Consider the following 4,610-nt stretch of genomic DNA (forward strand, 5'->3'; position numbering starts at 1 on the left):
CTCACGTCCTAGACCCGGTGCCAGCTCAGCACAAACAGTGCCAACTCCCACACCCGAATCCCCGGACCACACACCCGGACCAGAGAACTCGGCCGGACACCGACGTCGACCACGGAAACCCCGCACCCAGCAGAGCAAGCACCCCCGCTACCGACCTGACACCCCTACTACCGAGCTAGCACCCCCGCTCACCTCCTACAACCGGTGCCAGCTCAGCAAAAACAGTGCTAACTCCCCGCACCCGCACCCGCACCCGGAACACGAGCACTCACACCCGAAATCCACCCCTCGAATGTGCACCCACCACACCCCCCACACAACACGGGAGTAAACCGCACCCAACCCCAGCGGCCGGGCGATGATCAGGACACAGGGCTTGCCAAAATGGTTTCGGCGGAACGACCGCGGAGCGTCACGCTGTCCCCGAACTTCCAGCACTCCGCTTCAGCCGAGGTCGCGCCCTCCACGGTGATCTTGGATGCCAGGATGGCACCCGGCGCGTTCTTGGCGAGGTCCGACAACCGAGCAGCCTCGTTGACCGGGTCGCCGATGACGGTGTATTCGAAGCGAGATTTGGCTCCCACGTTGCCCGCGACGGCTCGCCCTGAAGCGACTCCGACTGCAGCACTGCACTCGGGTACCTCCTCGCGGAGACGTGCGCTGATCCTGCGAGCCGCGGCAAGCGCCGATCCGCAGTGGTCGTCGATCTCGGCTGGTGCACCGAAGATCGCGAGTGCTGCGTCGCCTTCGAACTTGTTGATGAAGCCACCGTGTTCGTCGACCTCGTCGACGACTACGGCAAAGAATCGGTTCAGCAGAGCGACCACTTCGGTTGGAGGTCGTGACGAAGCGATTTCAGTGGAACCGACCAGGTCGATGAAGAACACTGCGATGTCGCGTTCCTCGCCGCCGAGCTCTGGATTTTTGCTCAACGCTGCCTCGGCAACTTCCTGACCTACGTGCCGTCCGAACAGATCTCGGATTTTTTCCCGTTCGCGGACTTTGTCGGCCATCCTGTTGAAGCCGCTCTGCAGCTCGCCGAGTTCGGTGCCGTCGTAGACAGCCAGGTGCACGTCCATGTTGCCGCGCTCGACCTCTGCCATACCGGACCGCACGTTGCTGATCGGTGCGGTCGTGGCAAATCCGCCGAGGAGCGTAAGGAAGAATCCGAAGATGAGGGTGATGCCGCCCAACGCCAGAATTGCGACTGCCAACCTGTCTGCGTCGGTCTGATAGGGCCGAATGAAGCTGAAGATGGCGATGATCATGAGGCCTGCGGTGGGAACACCGGTTCCCAGGATCCAGGACAGAATGGACCGTCCCATGACGCCGGCAATCCGAATGCGTCGCGGATCGCCGGCCTCCAAGGCTCGCGCCGCTGCGGGTCGCAACGCGAACTCACTCAGCAAGTAGCTGAACGCGCACACGACTGTTCCACCTGCGCCGATCGTGAACGCCACTTTGGGAATCGACTGAGGGTCGATGGTTCCGTCGATAGTTGTGATCAGTATCAGCGCGACCGTCCACAGGACGATCTGAACGCGCGTGAGCTGCCACGGCATCGACAGGGTGCTGACCTGCTCCTTACGAGTGGGCTTGCGGTCTTCGATCGCCCAGCGGAGCGCTCGGAGCGCTCTGGTGGTACCCCACAGCACTCCGACGATGAATGCAAGCCCGACGTATGTCGGGATCACGATGAAGTTGACCCACCAGTATTTGTCGGGGTCGAGCACATCGGGGCCAGGAACGACAACGCTGACCAGAGCGCCGACGATCACCGCGCCGATCAGATTCGCGGCGATCAGAAAGATGGTCAGAAGTACTTGGACGCGAATTCGTCGTCGTCTCGGCGACTCGGAAGTATCGCCCAGAAGGCGTGAACCGAGAGGTGCGGCGGATCGGCTCAATTGAGGCATGGTGGTCACAGACTAGCGGTCGGGTTGGCCTAGGGTAGGCGGGTGCGTCTCGTAATTGCTCGGTGTCAAGTGGACTACGTCGGCCGTCTCACCGCCCATCTTCCTCCTGCTCGCAGGCTGCTTCTGGTCAAGTCCGACGGTTCGGTGAGCGTGCATGCAGATGACCGCGCGTACAAGCCGCTGAACTGGATGAGTCCGCCCTGCTGGATGGTGGAATCCGCTGAAGACGAGTCGATCAAATGGGTCGTCACCAACAAAGCCGGCGAAGAACTTCGTATCACGATCGAGGACGTCGAGCTCGATTCGAGCCACGAGCTCGGCATCGATCCCGGTCTGGTCAAGGACGGCGTCGAGTCACATCTCCAGGAGCTTCTGGCGGAACACGTCGAGACTCTGGGGCAGGGCTACACCCTCGTCAGGCGCGAGTACATGACGGCCATCGGCCCGGTCGACCTACTCTGCCGGAACGCGGACGGCGGTACGGTGGCGGTCGAGATCAAGCGACGCGGTGAGATCGATGGCGTCGAGCAGCTGACCAGGTATCTCGAACTGTTGAACCGAGATCCGGTACTTGCGCCCGTCAGTGGAGTATTCGCGGCGCAAATCATCAAGCCACAAGCGAAGACGCTCGCCACAGATCGCGGGATTCGGTGTATCACCCTCGACTACGACGTTCTTCGCGGGACGGAGAGCACGGAGTTCAGGCTTTTCTGATTCGTTCTCCTACACTCGACGTGTGCCTCGACGGAACCATGATCGCAAGACGAACCGGAAGACTACCGGTTCGAGGGACTCACGTCCCGACTCGCTGATGGGTGGGGCCCGGATCGAAGCCGGTCCGTCCGGCTGGACCGACGAAGAATTCACCACACGGACTGTGCCCGGTAATCGGGCCACCAAGACGTACAGGTGCCCTGGGTGTGATCACGAGATCCGGCCGGGCGTCGCGCACATTGTCGCGTGGCCGGCCGCAGAACTCGGTGGTCCGGAGAATCGACGTCATTGGCACACCGGATGCTGGTCGGGCCGGGGCACCCGAGGACTTACCCGGCGCTGGTCCTGAGACCAGCGCCCAGGCAAATCACGAAGAGGCGTCGGCCTTTTCCTTCGGCGAAGCGTCGTCGGCGGACTCGTCGTCCTTGGAGACACCGTTGGACTCGGGCGCGTCGAGAAGTTCGCTTTCACGATTGACCGACGCGAGCATGGCGGGAACCGAATCCAACTGTCCGCGAATACCGAGCAGCTGAGCCAGAACTCGGCTGCGAAGGACACGAAGTTCCTCGGCCAGTTCCTTCGAGTGCGCGATTCGCCGCTCGGCTTGTTCAGTCGCTGCCTGCAGTCGACGCGTTGCCTCGGTGGTCGCTTCCTCGATGCGGTGGGCGGCATCGGCTTTGCTCGACGCCTCGAGGTCCTCGAGAGCTGCGAGGATCTTCGACCTGCGATCGGCCATGGTGATCTCGAAGTCTTCCTGAACCTTCGCGCGCTTCGCCTCGGACTCGGCGGCCAGCGTGTCTCGCTCGGACTGCGCAGCCTCGACGACGCGGGCTGCCTCTGTGCGGGCCTGCGCCATCGTCTGCTCATGCTCGGTTTCGAGAGCCGAACGACGCTCTTCGAGCTCGGCCACGAGCGATTCGTGTCGACCGCGCAATCGCGCGCTCTCCTGCTCGGCGACCGAGACCATCTCTTCGGCCTCGGCGTGGGCCTTGGCGCGCACCTCGGATGCTTCGTCCGATGCGAGTCGCAGCATCCGGGAGATGCGGTCGCTCATCCCCTCGGCAGTGGTCGGCGGAACCGACAGACGGTCGATGTCCTTACGGAGCTCGTCGATTTCGTCTCGTGCGTCGTCGAGTTGTTTGGCCAGATCACGGGCCTGCGACGCCGCAGCGTCCCGATCTGCAGTCGTCAGGCGAAGTTCTGCGTCGAACCGTTCGAAGTAGTTCGTGACTTCGTCGCGATCGAATCCTTTTCGGACGATGGAAAAGGGAAGTTGCACCCCGGTGCGCTCTTGCTCAATGGCCATGGCGGTCAATTTACCGGTGCGTAGGTTGCGTGGCCATACGGTATGTCAGTGAATTGGACTTTTGGTCGGTTCTACCAACTCGATCAGCACCCCACCTGCGTCTTTGGGGTGAATGAAATTGATCCGAGAGTCGGCCGTACCTCTGCGGGGCGCGTCGTAGAGCAGCCGCACACCGCGAGAACGCAGTTCAGCCGAGATTTCTTCGATGTCGGTGACTCGGTAGGCCAGCTGCTGGAGCCCCGGTCCGTTCCGGTCGATGAACTTCGCGATCGTCGAGCTCTCGTCGAGCGGAGCCAGCAGTTGCAACGCAGACGCCCCCTCCGGTGCACCGGGGAAAGACAGCATGGCTTCGCGGACTCCTTGCCCTTCGTTGACCTCCTCGTGCGTGGCCACCATTCCCAGGTGGTCGGTGTACCAGGCGATGGCTGCGTCCAGATCAGGAACCGCGATTCCGACGTGGTCTATCGCCGTGACGAGGTCGGATCGAATGGGGAGTCCGGTCGAGGACTGGTCGGTGGAGGTCATAGAGTCGACGTTAGCGTCAGCTCGATTGCACCGCTCACCGGGGCTGTTGTAGCGAAAGACGACTAACTTCGTGCACTCGGTTGGAGGATTATTTTGACTACGTCGGTGATCGTGGCTGGGGCTCGGACCCCGGTGGGTCGTTTGTCTGG

Annotated in this window: 5 protein-coding genes; 2 read left to right on the top strand and 3 right to left on the bottom strand. The window is 62.2% G+C overall.

Features of this window, described 5'->3' with window-relative positions:
* Positions 1–362 precede the first annotated feature (362 nt).
* Positions 363–1,916, bottom strand: coding sequence for an adenylate/guanylate cyclase domain-containing protein (locus ACODSO_RS28940; RefSeq protein WP_068378033.1), 1,554 nt, complete (start codon positions 1,914–1,916; stop codon positions 363–365).
* Between the two features lie 42 nt (positions 1,917–1,958).
* Here ACODSO_RS28940 and nucS point away from each other — a divergent pair, with 42 nt between their 5' ends.
* Both nucS and ACODSO_RS28950 read left to right on the top strand, forming a co-directional pair.
* A complete protein-coding gene (nucS, locus tag ACODSO_RS28945) occupies positions 1,959–2,630 on the top strand; it encodes an endonuclease NucS (RefSeq protein ID WP_489040047.1) in 672 nt (223 codons plus the stop codon).
* A gap of 22 nt (positions 2,631–2,652) precedes the next feature.
* The gene (locus ACODSO_RS28950) at positions 2,653–2,979 is read left to right on the top strand and encodes an ATP/GTP-binding protein (protein WP_489040048.1); all 327 of its coding nucleotides are present in this window, start codon (positions 2,653–2,655) and stop codon (positions 2,977–2,979) included.
* Between the two features lie 18 nt (positions 2,980–2,997).
* Here the strand turns inward: ACODSO_RS28950 and ACODSO_RS28955 are convergent, their stop codons facing one another.
* Together ACODSO_RS28955 and mce are read right to left on the bottom strand one after the other, a co-directional pair.
* Positions 2,998–3,936, bottom strand: coding sequence for a hypothetical protein (locus tag ACODSO_RS28955; RefSeq protein WP_489040049.1), 939 nt, complete (start codon positions 3,934–3,936; stop codon positions 2,998–3,000).
* Between the two features lie 45 nt (positions 3,937–3,981).
* A complete protein-coding gene (gene mce, locus ACODSO_RS28960; RefSeq protein ID WP_489040050.1) occupies positions 3,982–4,461 on the bottom strand; it encodes a methylmalonyl-CoA epimerase in 480 nt (159 codons plus the stop codon).
* Between the last annotated feature and the right edge of the window lie 149 nt (positions 4,462–4,610).

The organism is Rhodococcus sp. FG69 (assembly GCF_057808915.1).

Bases quoted from the DNA above. Each gene is read 5' to 3' on its own strand.
- ACODSO_RS28955 (WP_489040049.1), bottom strand. From the start codon at position 3,936: ATGGCCATTGAGCAAGAGCGCACCGGGGTGCAACTTCCCTTTTCCATC.
- mce (WP_489040050.1), bottom strand. From the start codon at position 4,461: ATGACCTCCACCGACCAGTCCTCGACCGGACTCCCCATTCGATCCGAC.
- ACODSO_RS28940 (WP_068378033.1), bottom strand. From the start codon at position 1,916: ATGCCTCAATTGAGCCGATCCGCCGCACCTCTCGGTTCACGCCTTCTG.